At 72.6% G+C, this 14,290-nt stretch carries 11 protein-coding genes; 7 read left to right on the top strand and 4 right to left on the bottom strand.

The annotated features are described in order from the left end of the window. Positions 1-12: 12 nt before the first annotated feature. A complete protein-coding gene (locus ACIG5E_RS25675) occupies positions 13-525 on the top strand; it encodes a flavin reductase family protein (protein WP_396537070.1) in 513 nt (170 codons plus the stop codon). Here the strand turns inward: ACIG5E_RS25675 and ACIG5E_RS25670 are convergent. Beyond that, complete coding sequence (locus ACIG5E_RS25670) at positions 495-1,430, bottom strand: MBL fold metallo-hydrolase (protein ID WP_396537068.1); 936 nt, start codon at positions 1,428-1,430, stop codon at positions 495-497. The genes ACIG5E_RS25675 and ACIG5E_RS25670 overlap by 31 nt on opposite strands. Before the next feature lie 144 nt (positions 1,431-1,574). Here ACIG5E_RS25670 and ACIG5E_RS25665 point away from each other — a divergent pair, with 144 nt between their 5' ends. Next, positions 1,575-2,789 carry a sensor histidine kinase gene (locus ACIG5E_RS25665; protein WP_396537066.1) on the top strand — a complete coding sequence of 405 codons (1,215 nt, stop codon included), beginning with the start codon at positions 1,575-1,577 and terminating at the stop codon, positions 2,787-2,789. Here the strand turns inward: ACIG5E_RS25665 and ACIG5E_RS25660 are convergent. Next, positions 2,728-3,336, bottom strand: coding sequence for a DNA-binding response regulator (locus ACIG5E_RS25660; RefSeq protein ID WP_396537064.1), 609 nt, complete (start codon positions 3,334-3,336; stop codon positions 2,728-2,730). The genes ACIG5E_RS25665 and ACIG5E_RS25660 overlap by 62 nt on opposite strands. Positions 3,337-3,633: 297 nt before the next feature. Here ACIG5E_RS25660 and ACIG5E_RS25655 point away from each other — a divergent pair, with 297 nt between their 5' ends. Beyond that, positions 3,634-4,941 carry an MFS transporter gene (locus tag ACIG5E_RS25655; protein ID WP_396537062.1) on the top strand — a complete coding sequence of 436 codons (1,308 nt, stop codon included), beginning with the start codon at positions 3,634-3,636 and terminating at the stop codon, positions 4,939-4,941. 149 nt (positions 4,942-5,090) lie between these two features. On the opposite strand, the gene ACIG5E_RS25650 is transcribed toward ACIG5E_RS25655, so the two are convergent. Both ACIG5E_RS25650 and ACIG5E_RS25645 read right to left on the bottom strand, forming a co-directional pair. Beyond that, the gene (locus tag ACIG5E_RS25650) at positions 5,091-6,251 is read right to left on the bottom strand and encodes a PP2C family protein-serine/threonine phosphatase (RefSeq protein WP_396537060.1); all 1,161 of its coding nucleotides are present in this window, start codon (positions 6,249-6,251) and stop codon (positions 5,091-5,093) included. Between the two features lie 219 nt (positions 6,252-6,470). Further along, entirely contained in the window at positions 6,471-7,379 is a 909-nt protein-coding gene (locus ACIG5E_RS25645; protein WP_396537058.1) for a cyclase family protein, read from the bottom strand. A 224-nt stretch (positions 7,380-7,603) separates the two neighbouring features. On the opposite strand from ACIG5E_RS25645, the gene ACIG5E_RS25640 reads away from it, so the two are divergent. From ACIG5E_RS25640 to ACIG5E_RS25625, 4 genes are all read left to right on the top strand, one after another. Continuing rightward, entirely contained in the window at positions 7,604-10,405 is a 2,802-nt protein-coding gene (locus tag ACIG5E_RS25640) for a SpoIIE family protein phosphatase (RefSeq protein WP_396537056.1), read from the top strand. A 97-nt stretch (positions 10,406-10,502) separates the two neighbouring features. Continuing rightward, positions 10,503-12,065 (top strand): sugar ABC transporter ATP-binding protein, encoded by a 1,563-nt coding sequence (locus ACIG5E_RS25635; protein ID WP_396537054.1) that lies wholly within the window; start codon positions 10,503-10,505, stop codon positions 12,063-12,065. Continuing rightward, positions 12,062-13,126, top strand: coding sequence for an ABC transporter permease (locus ACIG5E_RS25630; protein WP_396537052.1), 1,065 nt, complete (start codon positions 12,062-12,064; stop codon positions 13,124-13,126). The genes ACIG5E_RS25635 and ACIG5E_RS25630 overlap by 4 nt, the downstream gene beginning before the upstream one ends. Then, positions 13,123-14,274, top strand: coding sequence for a substrate-binding domain-containing protein (locus ACIG5E_RS25625; RefSeq protein WP_396537050.1), 1,152 nt, complete (start codon positions 13,123-13,125; stop codon positions 14,272-14,274). The genes ACIG5E_RS25630 and ACIG5E_RS25625 overlap by 4 nt, the downstream gene beginning before the upstream one ends. Positions 14,275-14,290 lie beyond the last annotated feature (16 nt).

Genomic DNA, 14,290 nt, shown 5'->3' with positions numbered 1-14,290 from the left:
GGGTGAGCGTGCATGGCTGTGGACGGGGGACGCTTTCGCGAGCTGTTCGGCGCCTTCCCGACGATGGTCTCCATCGTCACGGCGATCGACGCGGACGGCGAGCCGCGCGGCCTGACCTGCAACGCGGTGTCCGCGGTGTCGGTCGACCCGCCGCTGCTGCTGGTGTGCGTGGACCGGCGCTCGCAGACCCTGGACGCCCTGCACACCTCGGGGGCGTTCGTGCTCAACGTACTGGCCGACGGCGCGCAGGACGTCGCCCGGACCTTCGCCGGCCGGGCGGAGCGGAAGTTCGCCGGCCAGCGGTGGCGGCCGTCGGCCCACGCCGGCGGTGCGCCCGTGCTGGTGGACGCGGTGCTCGCCTACGCGGAGTGCGTGGTGGTGCAGAGCCTGGAGGCGGGCGACCACTGGATCTTCGTGGCCCGGGTGGACGGGGCCGAGACGCTGCCGCGCTCGCCCGTCCTGTACCACCGGGGCGCCTTCGAGGCGTGGCGGCCTCACGCCCGGCAGGTCGGCAGCCGCCCGTGAAAGGTGACCATCTCGGCGAACAGCGCGCCGACGTCCAGCGCGGCACCGGGCTGCGCCCCGCGCAGTTCGGCGTACGCGCGCCGCAGGTTGGGGACCAGCCGTTCGGAGTCGAGCAGGGCGGCGAACTCGCCGAGCTCGCAGTCCCGGGCGGCCTCCAGCGGGGTGAGCCCGGCGGCCAGGGCGTCCGCCGCCAGCCGCTGGACCCACCGCAGGTAGCGTTCCGTCACGTCGAACACCTCGGGGCCGGCCACCGGGCCGTGGCCGGCCACCACCGTCCGGGCGCCTAGCGCGCGGAGCCGCCGGACCACCTCGATCGATCCGGACACCGAGCCCATCATGCAGAACGGGGTGACCCCGGACATCACCACGTCCCCGGTGAACAGCACCCGCTGCTCGGGCAGCCAGACCACCGAGTCGTTGCTGGTGTGCGCCGGGCCGGGGTGGATCACCTCGACCACGGTGCCGCCGACGTGCAGGGTCACCCCGTCCCGGTAGGTGAGCGTGGGAGGGGCCAACTCGACGTCGCCCCAGCAGACTTCCGGCCACAGCGTGGTCAGGTGCAGGCCGGCGGCCGTCATCTCGGTCCGGGTGCGTTCGTGTCCGACCACCACGGCCTCGGGGAAGACGAAGTTGCCGAACGCGTGGTCGCCGTGGAAGTGGGTGTTGACCAGGTACCTCGGCATCTCCGGGGCCACCGTGGCGACAGCCGCGCGCAACCGGCGGGTCCGGGCCTCGGTCGCGGCGGTGTCGACCAGTGCCGACCGGCCGTCCGAGACGACCAGTCCGGCGTTGCTCAGGCACCAGCCGCCGTCGGGCTGGACGTAGGCGAAGACGCCGTCGGCCACCTCCTCCAGCCGGCCGGCGAGCTCGCGTTCGGTGGTCAGGGCGCGGTCGGATGTCGTCACGGGACTCTCCTGGGGTGTCGGAAGGCAAGGGGCCGGTGACGTCAAACCATCCACGCCGTGGGTGGAGTTCGGCTCGAACAGCCGGACGGTGGCCTACGGACAGCGACCGCCCCTCCGGCATAGAGTCGGTGCAGAGTCCGCGACATGGTCCGCCGTACGGGGGAGTACCGGATGTCACGCCTGCCCGATGAGAAACTTCCGTCCCGACTCGCCGTCCGCCTGGTCTTCGGTGTCCAGTGCGGCATCGGCTTCATGATGGTCCTCAACCTCCTTGCCGAACACCCGACTCCGGCCCGCCTCGTGGGCGCCTTGACCGCCTTCGCCGGGGTGTTCGTCCTGCAGGTCCTGCACTGCCTGCCCGCGAGCCAGCCGTTCCGCGACCGCTACGGCCGGCTGTCGCTCGCCGTTCAGTCCGCGCTGACGTTCCTTCCGCTGGTGTTCGGCGGCCTCAACTGGGGCGGGATGGCGGGGTTCCTGGCCGGTTCGACGCTGCTGCTGCTCAAGCCCCGGGTGGCCTGGGTGCTGTTCGGGCTGGAGACGGCCTTCACCGGCCTCGTGGCGGCCCTGCTCTCGGGCGACGCGCTCGGCGTCGCCTGGCTCACCATGTCGACGGTGGTGATCGGCCTGATCGTGTACGGGCTGACCAGGGTCGCCGAGCTGGTCGCCGAACTGCACCGGGTCCGCGCCGAGGTGACCCGGCTGGCCGTCGAGGGCGAGCGCCTTCGGGTTGCCCGGGACCTGCACGACCTGCTCGGCTACAGCCTCTCGGCGATCATGCTCAAGAACGAGCTGACGTACCGGCTGATGGGCCGCAACGACGAGCGGGCCAGGGTCGAGCTGTCCGAGGCCCTTGCCATCACCCGGCAGGCCCTCGCGGACGTCCGCGGGGTGGCCTGGGGCTACCGGGACATGCGGCTCGCCGACGAACTCGACTCCGTACACGGGGTGTTGACGGCCGCCGGGGTCACGACCGTGGTGGAGCCGCTGGTGGAGGTCGGCTCGGCCGAGGTCAACACCGTCCTGGCGACCGTGCTGCGCGAGGGGGTGACGAACCTGCTTCGGCACAGCGAGGTGCGGCACTGCCGGATCTCGATCCGCGGGCGGGGCGGGCGGATCCGGCTCACCCTCTCCAACGACGGGGTGGTCGCGAAGCGGGCCCGGGGGCGGCGGCGCCGCGGCGGCCTCGACAACCTGACGCAGCGGGTGGAGCGGATCGGCGGCAGCCTGACGTCGATCGTCGACTCGGACGGCTGGTTCCACGTGGTGGCGGACTGCCCGGTCGAGCCGGGGCGGTCGGTCACGGTATCCAGCCGTTGTCCCGAGCGATTCGAACCGCGTCCAGCCGATTTCGCGCACTGAGCTTGACCACGGCGGTGGTGAGGTAGTTCCGCACGGTGCCGACGGACAGGTGGAGCTGCCCGGCGATCTCCACGGCCTCCTCGCCCGCCGATGCGCGGGTCAGCACGTCGGTCTCACGGGGCGTCAGCGGGTTCTGGCCGCGATCCCACAGGGCGGCCGTCAGCTGGGGGTCGATCACCCGGCGCCCGCCGGCCACCGTCCGGATGGCGGCGGTGAGTTCGGCGGGCGGTGCGTCCTTGAGCAGGTAGCCGTGGATCCCGGCGCCCATCGCCCGGTGGAGCATCCCCGGCTGGTCGAGGGCGGTGAGGATCAGCGTCCGGCAGCCGGGCAGGCGCGCGTGCACCTGGCTGGCCGCGGTGATCCCGTCCAGGCCCGGCAGGTTGACGTCGATGACGGCGACGTCCGGTCGGTGCTCCAGTGCCGCCGTGAGGATGTCGCTGCCGTTCGCGACCTCGGCGACCACCTCAAGGTCCTCCTCCAGGGTGAGGAGTGCGACCAGGGCGCCGCGCAGGATGCGCATGTCCTCAGCCAACAGAATCCGAATCATTGCGCCCGACCCCCGCCTGCCGCATGCCGACCCGACCGCGCCGTTCTGTCCTGCTCTGTCCTTGCTCTGTCCTGTCCCGCCCTGCCCTGTCGTTCGTGACCTTCGGCTGATGGTAACAACACCCTGTGTCAGGCAGGGACTCTCTCATTTCGACAGCGTTGCCGGGTGAAATCTCGATGGGGTTTCGTGGCGGGTTCGGTGGGGTCCTCGACTGAGGAAATCCGGGGTTCCGTAGTTATCTCGACATGAAGTATCTTGATGTCGAGATTGACGGCGGACGCGAAACGAGGGCCTGTCATGCGGGGGAACGGACTGTGGGCGCAGCTGCGGCGGCCGCCGGGTGGGCGGGACGCGCGGATCATGCTGCTCGCACAGGGCGTGGACCGGACCGGCAGCGGGGTGTGGGCGGCGGCCTCGGTGCTGTACTTCACCTACGTGTGCGGGATGGACGCCGGACGGCTCGGGCTGCTGCTCGGGGTGGGCGCCGTGGCGGGGATCGTCGGGTCGCCGCTGGCCGGGCGCGCGGCCGAGCGACTGCCGGTGCGCGGACTGCTGATCGGCTGCCACCTGCTGCGGGTGGCCACCATGGGCCTGCTGCTGGTGGTCGACCACTTCGCCGCGCTGCTGCTGTCGGTCGCCCTGACCTGCCTGGCCGAGCGCGGGGCCAAGACCCTGGAGATGCTGTTCGCCACCCGGGTCGCCGGCGAGCGGCGCGCCACGTACCAGGCGCTGTTCCGCAGCGTGGCCAACGGCGGGTACGCCGTCGGTACGGGCTTCGCGGCGATCGGCCTGGCGGTGGGGAGCACGACCGCCTACCGGGCGCTGATCGTGGCCAACGCGCTCTCGTACCTGCTGGCGGCCGCGCTGATCCGGCGCACGGCGGAGCCGGCCGGCCGCAGCCTGGTGGTGGAGGCTAAGGCGCCCTCCCCGGAGGCTTCCGGCGCTGGGCCCGAGGCCGTACCGAGCCCCTGGCGCGACCGCGGCTACCTGCTGTTCGTCCTGCTGGACCTGCCGATGTGCCTGGACGACTCGGTCCTCAACGTCGGTCTGCCGCTGTGGCTGATCCACCACACCGATGCGCCGCACGCCGTCGTCCCGGCCTTCCTGACCCTCAACACCGTGCTGGTGGTGGTGCTGCAACTGCGCGTCTCCGCCTGGGCCGAGAACCCGCGCGGGGCGACCACGGCGGTCGGCTGGTACGGGGTGACCCTGCTCGCGAGCTGCGGGCTGATCGCGCTCTCCACCGGCGGCGGGCCGTTGACCGCCTCGCTCGCCCTGCTGGCCGCCGCGGCGCTGGTCACGCTCGCTGAGCTGATGCGCTCGGTGAGCTCCTGGGAGCTGGCGGTCAGCCTGGCGCCGCCGCGTGCCAGGGCCTCCTACCTGGGGGTGGCGGGGATGTCCCAGTCGGTGCAGAAGTCGGTGGGGCCGATGCTGCTGACCGGCGTGGTGATGGTGGCCGGCCCGGTCGGCTGGCTGGCGCTCGGCGCGGCGTCCACCGGCCTGGCCGCGGTGCAGCGCCGGGCGAGCCTGCGGCGGCTCGCGGCGCTGGAGGCGTCGGCGGGGGCTGCGACGGGGGCGCCGTCGACTGCGGCGGCCGTCGGCTGAGGGTCCCTCGTCGAAGGAGGGGCACCCCGCGCCGGGCAGCGCGCGAGCAGGTCCGGACAGGTGGCCTGGGCGCGGGCGTTGACGGCGCGGGCGCGCTCGTCGGCCGGATCTCAGCCGCGTACAGCCTCCGGAACCGACTCGGCGTTGGATCACTCTCGCAGAGGGGGCGGGTTTCGACCGTGCTCGGCGGGGTGGGCGGCGGTGGGTTCGGTGCGTCGGATGGCGATGACGGCGGCGTCGTCGTTGAGGCGGTGGCCGACGTGAGCGAGGAGGTCGCGGCGGATGTGGTTGACGAGCGCCTCGGGGGAGCATCTGGTCCAGTGGGCGGCGCGACCGGCGAGCGGGTAGAACTCGCCGGCGTCGTCGCGTGCCTCGGTGACCCCGTCGGTATAGAGCAACAGGGTGTCGCCTCTTTCGAACGGGAAGTTGTCGCTCGGGTAGCCGCCGTCGCCGAGGTCGTGCACACCGAGGGGCGGAGCGGCCGGCACGGAGTCGACGGGCAGTGCGCGGCCGTCGCGCAGCAGGAGGGGCGGCGGGTGTCCGCAGTTGGTCATGCGGGCGACGGGCTCGTCGTCGGGCAGGTCGAGGAGAATCGCGGTGATGAAGTGCTCGACGATGTCGCCGCTCTCCTGGGCGAAGTCGGTGAGGTAGCGCCCCACGTTGTGGTCGAGCGTGGACGCCAGGTCCGCCAGGGTGTCGTGCTGCGCGGCGATGAGGCGGAAGGCGCTGACCAGCAGGGCCGACTCGCCGACAGCGGCCAGGCCCTTGCCCCGGACGTCTCCGATGACCATGCGGGTTCCGCCCGCAGTGCGGGTGGCGGTGTAGAGGTCGCCGCCGATCTGGGTCTCCTTTTCGGCGGCGAGGTACATCGTGGCGATCTGAAGCGGCCCGATCTGTTCGGGCAGCGGCCGCAGCAGGGCGCGCTGGGCGGCTTCGGCGACTGACTGGGCGCGGGCGAGCTGTCTGGCCCGGTGTTCGCGGATGGCGGTGAACATGACGATCAGGACGCACAGGACGGTCAGCGCGACGATCTGCGCGATGTGGTTGCTGGTGGCGATGCCGCCGTGGAAGAAGGCGATGAGGACCTGGGCGGCGATGGCCAGGGCTCCGACGAGGGCGGTCGGGCGGAGGCCGGCGAACGAGGGGGTGAGGGCGGGGGCGATTACCAGGAGCGGGCCGAGGTGGATGCTGGTGGGGGACTGGAGATCGACCAGGGTGATCGCCACGATGAGGGCGACCGGGATCAGCAGCAGCGCCCAGCTCCGTTGCCCGCGCTGCTGGTGGCGGGCCGCGCGTTCTCCGAGTTCCATGTCCCCACTGTGCTCCTGGGCGTCGGCGAGTGCAGGTGCAATGCGTGGTAACCGACCTACGACCGTAGCCGCTCCGGTGTCGCCGCCCGCGCAGATCGGATGGATCTCGACCCGGAAGAGGCCTTGCGAGGTGCGGATACTTCACGGTATGCGACACGTGCCGGTGACAGCGCCCGGAGCGCGGCCGGCTCCCGGCCTTGCCGAGAGGACCGCGAGCGCTCAGAAGACCGCGAGCGGGTTGACCGGGGAGCCGGTGCCGTGGGGGATGTTCAGGGGCGCGGCGACGAGCAGGAACTCCCAGCGTGAGGTGCGCGCGCACGCCTCGGCCAGCGGTTCCAGGTCCAGGTTGTCGATCAGCGGCAGGCCCAGGGCGGTGATGGCCAGCACGTGGACCGGCGAGTGGACGCCGTCGACAGGGCTCGGGCGCACGTCGCTGTCGCCGTCGCTGCCCAGTGCCGAGGCCTGTGACTCGCTCAGTACGCGCATGGCGCCGGGATGCAGTCCCGCGCTGAGGTCGTCCGGGTCCCACGCGCCCAGCCGCCGCCGTCGGGCGAGGTGGCCCGTGCGGACCAGGAGGATGTCCTGGGGGCGGAGCGGGCTGCCCTGGTCCTCGGCGCAGACCAGCAGCTCCGGGCCGCAGATCGCCTCTCCCGGCTCCAGCCAGGACGTGCCACGCAGGCGTGGCACGTCCAGCAGGACTCCTCGCCCCACCAGCCCGGGCAGCAGGTCGGTCACCGCGCCGTAGACGGCACCTTGCGAGGAGAACACCTCCCGCGCCCGCACTCCCGCGAAGAGCAGTCCGCCGTACGCGATGTGGCAGAGCGCGTCCAGGTGCGTCTGCGCCTTGCCGTGGTAGTCGGAGGCGATGAAGTCCCGGTGCACGGTCGGCTCGGGGGCCGTGACGTCCGCCAGTTCCGTCATCTGGTGCAGTGCCGGCCTGCGGTTGTCGGGCCCCGGCACGCTGTCCCACGGCCGCCCCATGGCGACGACCTCACCCGTGCGTACGAGTCCGGCGGCTGCCACCCGTCGGCTTCCTTCGACCGGCCCGGGGAGATGGTCGCGGCGCAGCTGCCGGAAGAGCGCGTCGAACTCGTCGCGGGTCATCGCCGGCCCGTTGACACTGGTCATGGCACTCCTCAACCCGTCCCCCGCTCTGCCGATGATGCGGTGACGGTCGCAATACCGCCATCGTGCTCGGGGAGTGTGCGCGATCTGCTGACAAGCACGGCAGAACGGGCAAAGTCCTAATATTGCATCGAAGGGTGCAGCTCCGTGGAAATGTGAGCGCTGTGGCGGCCATGGCAGCTTGGGATGAGGCGGGGATCGGTCCCGTACGGGCTCGTGAGCGGTTCATGCTCGGTGAACCGGTCGAGGGCGGCGTGCGGAGTCTGATCCTGAACTCCTGGCAACGCTGCCAGTCGATGGGGATCTCCCCGGGCGGGTCCGAGCTCCCGTACCGGCCGGACATCGATCTGGACGGCCGGCTGGTCCGCGCGGCCAGGCCCGTGCTGGACCGGCTGGCATCCAGGTTCGCCGGCAGCCGGATGAACGTGGCCCTGACCGACGGGGACGGGGCGGTGCTGCAGCGCCGTTTCGGCGATGCGTCCATGGTCGGGCAGCTGCCCGCGAACCAGAGCACCCCGGGCTTCGTGTTCGCCGAGCAGTACGGCGGGACCAACGGCATCGGGCTGGCGCTCACGGAACGGCGGCTCATCCAGGTCTCCGGAGCCGAGCACTTCGCCGAGCGCGGCCAGTCCAACGCCTGTACGGCGATTCCCGTCCGTGACCCCCTGAGCGGACGGATCGAGGGCGTCCTCTGCTTCGGTTATCCGCCCGCCTACGCGGACCCGCAGATGGCGGACCTGATCCGCAAGGCCGCCACCGCCATCGAGCGGCGCCTGCTGGCGCAGAGCTCGGCGCGAGAGCGCACCCTGCTGCGCGCGTACCTCGATTCCAGGCGCCGCGCCCAGGCCGACCAGGCGGCCGGGGACGGGCGCCCGGTCGGTCTGGACGAGCTGCCCCGAAGCGGGCTGGACCGGCACGACCAGGTACTGCTCGAACAGATGGCCACCGAACTGATCTCCTCGGCCCGCCGCGCCGCAGTGGAGGTGACCCTTTCCCGGGGCCGGCGGGTCACCCTGCTGAGCCGCCCGGTGGCCAGCCCGTCCGGGGTGGAGGGATTCGTCATCGAGGCGGTCCTGCACGGCGACTCGCTGCCCCGGCTCGCCGCCCCCGACCAGGCCGATCGGCCGGCCGCCCTCCCGACGCCCACCACGACCACCGCCTGCCCACCGCTCCGGCACCCCGTGGGTGCCGCATCGGATCGCGGGGCCAGGGTGCCGTCCGCCCCCGCGCCCGACGCGGCCACCAGGCTGCTGTTGCTGGGCGAGCCGGGTGTGGGACAGTACGCCGTCGCGGCCCGCCGCCGCCTGGAGCTGCTGTCCGAGGCCAGCACCCGCATCGGCACCACCCTGGACGTGACCCGCACGGCCTGGGAGCTCGCCGAGACGGCCGTCCCGCGGCTGGCCGACTACGTCACCATCGACCTTCCCGAGACCGTCCTGCGCGGCGAGGAGCCCACCGACCCCGGCAGCGAGCTGCACCGCACGGTGGTCCACGGCATCCGCACCGACTGCCCCTTCTCCCCGGTCGGTGAACGGATCGACCTCGGCCTCACCACGCCCCATCGCCGCTGCCTGGCCAGCGGGCAGGCGGTGCTGGAACCCGATCTGCGCAGGGCCGCCGACTGGATCTCGCAGGACCCCGAGGGTGCCGAGCGCCTCTTCGCGCACGACGTCCACTCCCTCATCGCCGTCCCGCTGCTGGCCCGCGGCGTCGTGCTGGGCATCGCCGGCTTCTACCGCGCCCGGAACCCCGCCCCCTACGGGGACGACGACCGCTCGCTGGCCCAGGAGCTGGCCACCCGCGCCGCCATCTGCATCGACAACGCCCGCCGCTACACCCGCGAACACGCCATGGTCCTGGCCCTACAGCACAGCCTGCTCCCGCGCGGCCTGCCCGAGCAGAGCGCCATCGAGGTCGCCCACCGCTATCTGCCCGCCGAGTCCGGGGTGCGCGGGGACTGGTTCGACGTCATCCCCCTCTCCGGTGCCCGGGTCGCCCTGGTCGTCGGCGATGTCGTCGGCCACGGACTGCACGCGGCCGCCACCATGGGCCGCCTGCGCACCGCCGTGCACAACTTCGCCGAACTGGACCTCGCCCCCGACGAGCTCCTCACCCACCTGGACAACCTCGTGGGGCGCCTGGACCGGGACGAGGACGGCACGGAGCCCGCCACCGGCAATGACGGCATCATCGGCGCGTCCTGCCTGTACGCCGTCTACGACCCGACCTCGCAGCGCTGCACGCTGGCCCGCGCCGGCCACCCGCCACCCGCGGTGGTCCGGCCGGACGGCACGGTCACCGTCCCCGACCTCCCCGCCGGGCCCCCGCTCGGCCTGGGCGGCCTGCCGTTCGAAACCGCCGAGCTGCACCTTCCCGAAGGCAGCCAGCTGGTCCTCTACTCCGACGGACTCCTCGAAGACCACCGCCGCGACCCCGACGCGGCCCTCGACCGCCTGCGCACCGCCCTGGCCCACCCGAACCGTTCACCCGAGGACATCTGCCGCACCGTCGTGGAGGCCGTGGTACCCGAGCACCCGGCCGACGACGTCACGCTGCTCGTCGCCCGCACCCACGCCCTCGACCCCGGCCGGATCGCCACCTGGGACCTGCCCGCCGACCCGGCCCGCGTCGGCGACATCCGCGCCGCTGCCGCCCGCCGTCTGAGCGACTGGGGGCTGGACGGGGTCGCCTTCGTCACCGAACTGCTGCTCAGCGAGCTGGTCACCAACGCCATCCGCTACGGCACCGAGCCCATCCAGGTCCGTCTGATCCACGACCGCGCCCTGATCTGCGAGGTCTCCGACGGCAGCAGCACCGCCCCCCACCTGCGCCACGCGGCCACCACCGACGAGGGCGGCCGCGGCCTGTTCCTCGTCGCCCAGCTCACCCAGGCCTGGGGCACCCGCTACACGGCCCGGGGCAAGGTCATCTGGGCCGAATGCGCCCTGGAGGCGTCCGACGGCATCCCCGACCTCTTCGAGAGCCACTTCTTCGAGAACCAGTTCGCCGACATTCCCGAAATCGAATGACCCGCCCTCCGGACATCACCCGCCCTCCGGACATCAACGGCCACCGTGGCGTGTCAACACCACGGCGGCCGAGCTGAGCTGGTAGGAACGGTGATCCATGCACGACACCCCCGACCCCCTGGCGGGCCCACCCCCGCGCCGCGGCCCACTCGTCCGCATCCGCGGTCTCGGCAAACGGTTCGGCGGCACTCCCGCGCTGGCCGGGATCGACCTCGACATCCATCGCGGCAGCGTCCTGGCCCTGCTCGGTCCGAACGGCGCCGGCAAGTCCACCCTCATCCAGACACTCGCCGGGATCCACCACGCGGACCAGGGCGAGGTGACGGTGGCCGGGCACCCGCTCGGCACCGAGGCCGCCGCTCGTCGTATGGCCTTCATCCACCAGGATCTCGGTCTCGTCGAGTGGATGACGGTCGCCGAGAACATCGCCCTGGTCGCCGGCTACCCGCGCCGTCACGGGCTGGTCTCCTGGCAGCGCACCCGGGAGCGCTGCGTCGAAGCCCTCGCCCCGATCGCCGGGCACCTCGACGCCGACGCGCGAATCGCGGACCTCGCCCCCGCCGAGCGCTCGCTGGTCGCCATCGCCCGCGCGCTGGCGACGCGGGCGGAGCTCATCGTCCTGGACGAGCCGACCGCCAGCCTCCCCGCCGCGGACTGCGCCCGGCTCTTCGCCGTACTTCGCACCCTGCGCGACCGAGGGCACGGCATCGTCTACGTCACCCACCGGCTCGACGAGGTCTACCAGGTCGCCGACACCTTCGCCGTCCTGCGCGACGGCCATCTGGTCAGCTCCGGCCCGCTCGCCGGCCACAGCCGCCGGCGCCTGGTCCACGACATCGTGGGCCGCGAACCGGTCGGCCACCGGGCCGCCCCCCTCGCCCCTGCCGAGGGCCCGGTGGTGCTGAGCCTCGACGCGGTGCGGACCACGGATGCCGGGCCGGTCAGCCTGAAGCTGCGTGCCGGCGAGATCCTCGGCATGGTGGGCCTCACCGGCGCCGGCCACCTCGACCTGGGCCGCGCCCTCGCCGGATCCCGTCCGATCCTCGGCGGGCGGGCCCTGCTCGACGGCCGGCCGTACGCCCCGCACACGGTGGCCCGTGCCGTCGACTCCGGCGTCGGCCTGGTCACCGGCAATCGTCAGGAGGAGGGCTGCGCCGCCGAACTGACGGTTCGTGAGAACTTTCTGGCGAACCCCCGGGTGGGCAGCCGGTCGGGGCCGCACTGGATCAGCCCCCGGCGCGAGCGGGCCCAGGCCGCCGCCCTGATCGAGCGGTTCTCGGTGCACCCCCGCGACAGCGAGGCGCCGATCGCCACGCTGTCCGGCGGGAACCAGCAGAAGGTCATGGTCGGCCGGTGGCTCCGGGCGCACCGGCGGCTGTTGATCCTCGAAGAGCCGACCGCCAGCGTCGACGTCGGCGCCAAGGACGAGCTCTACCGCCTGCTCGACCAGGCGCTGGCCGACGGCCTCGCGGTCCTGCTCATCTCCACCGACTTCGAGGAGGTCGCCACCGTGTGCCACCGTGCCCTGGTGTTCGTCCGCGGGACCGTGACCGCCGAGCTGGCCGGTGCGGCCCTCATCGTCACCGAACTCACCTCCGCCGCCTCGGCCATGCCTCCCGTCACCGACGGTGACGGCAACTGGCGTGCGACGGGCCGATGACCGCGCCCCCCTTCCGCCGATCCCCGCGGGGCCGCCGGCGCGGGCACCTGATCGGCGGCTACGGCCTGCCGGCCCTTGCCGCCCTGCTGTTCCTGATCTTCTCCGTCGCGCTGCCGAACACCTTCCCCACCCTCGACAACGTCTCCTCGATCCTGTCCAACCAGTCGATCCCCGCCATCCTCGCGCTCGGCGCGACGATCCCCATCGCCACCGGCAACTTCGACCTGTCCATCGGCTACGGCCTCGGCCTCGCGCACGTCGCGGTGCTGCGGCTCATCGTGGACGGCAACTGGCCCTGGCCGCTCGCCTGCCTGGCCGTGATCCTGGGCGGAGCGGCCTTCGGGGCGCTCAACGGCGTCACCGTCGAGTTCGGGCGGATCGACTCCTTCATCGCCACGCTCGGGACCGGCAGCATCCTGTACGCCTTCACCGGCTGGATCACAGGTGGCGCCCGGGTCCTCCCCGGTACCGGCGGTCTGCCGGTCGCCTTCACCGACCTGTACGACTCCACATTCCTCGGACTGCCGGTGTCCGCCTTCTACGTGCTCGCGCTCGCGGCCGTCCTGTGGCTGCTCCAGGAGCGGCTGCCGCTCGGCCGGTACCTGTACGTCATCGGCTCCAACCCGCGCGCCGCCGAACTCGTCGGAATCCCCATCCGCCGCTACAGCGTCTACGCCTTCGCCGGATCGGGCCTGGTCGTCGGCTTCGCGGGGGTCCTGCTCGCCGCGCAGCAGCAGATCGGCAACCCGAGCGTCGGCCTGGAGTACCTGTTGCCCGCGTTCGTCGGCGCGCTGCTCGGCTCCACCGCGATCAAACCCGGACGCGCCAACACCCTGGGCACCGTGGTCGCCGTCGCCATCCTCGCCATCGGTCTAGCCGGTATCGGGCAGCTCGGCGCCGACTTCTGGGCCGTGCCGCTGTTCAACGGCGCGACGCTGCTCCTCGCCGTCGGCCTGGTCGGCTACTCCGCACGCCGTCGGCTGCGCGCCGGTGGCGCCGGGACCCGCGGTTCGGTCACGCCGCCGTCGACGGACGCGGCAGCCCCCCGGGACACGCCATGAAGCGTGGTGCCGCGACTGTGCTGGCAGCAGTCATGCTGGCAACGGCGGGTGCCGCCCTGGACGGCTGCCAGCGCGGCCTGTCGACCGGGACCGGGGCTCCCGTGGCAGGGCCGTCAAGGGCCGGGTGCCCGGCGGCCACCCTCGCCAGGGCGAAGGCGGACGTCCAGCGGGCCGAGCAGGTCGACGCCCCCTGGAACGGCCCCACCAGCGGCCCCAGGGCGGTTCCCGACAGGACCATCGTCTACGTTGCCCAGACCATGACCAACCCCGGCGTCGCGGGTGTCGCCAGGGGCGTCATCGAAGCCGCGACGGTCATCGGCTGGAGCGTCCGGGTGATCGACGGACAGGGCACGCCCGCGGGCACCCAGGCGGCGCTCGGCCAGGCCATCGGCCTCGCCCCCTCGGGCATCGTCATCGGCGGCTTCGACCCGGATCTGACCTCGCAGCAGGTTGCGCAGGCCGATGCGGCACGCATCCCGCTCATCGGCTGGCACGCGGTCGCGGCCCCGGGGCCGAGCAGGAGCCCCCTGCTCTTCAGCAACATCACCACCAGCGTCGGGGACGTCGCGCGGCTCAGCGCGGACTGGGTCATCGCGGAGTCCGACGGCAACGCCGGAGTCGTGGTCTTCACCGACGACTCGATCCCGTTCGCCAAGAACAAGTCCCAACTGATCAAGGACGAACTCGCCACCTGCCCCGGCGTGAGACTTCTGGCCTCCGAGAACATCCCCATCCCGGACGCGACCGTCCGCACCCCCCAGGAGGTCTCCGCCCTCCTCGCCCGCTTCCAGGGCCAGTGGACGCACTCCGTCGCCATCAACGACCTGTACTTCGCCGACGCCGCGCCCGCCCTGCGCGCGGCCGGCAGGCCCGGCGACGCCGCCCCGTACAACATCGGCGCGGGCGACGGCGACCCCTCGGCCTTCCAGCGCATCGACGGCAGGCAGTTCCAGGCCGCCACCGTTCCCGAGCCCCTCACCGAGCAGGGCTGGCAGATCGTCGACGAGTTCAACCGCGCCTTCTCCCACCAGCCCGCCAGCGGCTACGTCGCCCCGGTCCACATCTCCACGGCCGTCAACAGCGGCGGAGCAACCTCCTGGGACCCGTCGGGCTACCGCCAGGCGTACCGGACGATCTGGGGCAGGTAGCGAGGGCGGAGCCGGC

The sequence above is a fragment of the Kitasatospora sp. NPDC053057 genome, assembly GCF_044546945.1.
Taxonomy (GTDB): domain Bacteria; phylum Actinomycetota; class Actinomycetes; order Streptomycetales; family Streptomycetaceae; genus Kitasatospora.
The sequence above is the reverse complement of the archived record's forward strand: the minus strand, read 5'-3'. Positions and strand labels throughout refer to the sequence as shown.